This is a genomic window from Peribacillus muralis, assembly GCF_001439925.1.
Taxonomy (GTDB): Bacteria; Bacillota; Bacilli; order Bacillales; family DSM-1321; genus Peribacillus; species Peribacillus muralis.
Window position 1 is genome coordinate 1 of record NZ_LMBV01000101.1, and the last position, 202, is coordinate 202.

At 44.6% G+C, this 202-nt stretch carries 1 protein-coding gene; it reads left to right on the top strand.

The genetic code is table 11. From position 1 onward, the window contains the following. Positions 1-202: toxin Cry1Ac domain D-VI-related protein (locus ASU00_RS25655; RefSeq protein WP_161809792.1), on the top strand; the 202-nt coding region annotated here is incomplete at both ends.

Consider the following 202-nt stretch of genomic DNA (forward strand, 5'->3'; position numbering starts at 1 on the left):
AAAGAACAAAGTGGAAGATCTGTTCACGGATGATACGTTCGACACATTGAACGGAAGTACCGATCAAGGGGCGATAGACGAAGCGAAAGAAGCAGTCAGTAAATTACCAGCGGGATCGGAAAAAGAGCGACTGGAAGAGCTCCTGAATAACGCCCAAGATTTATTGAACAAGAACGAACAAGCCGAAAAAGACTTGAACGAT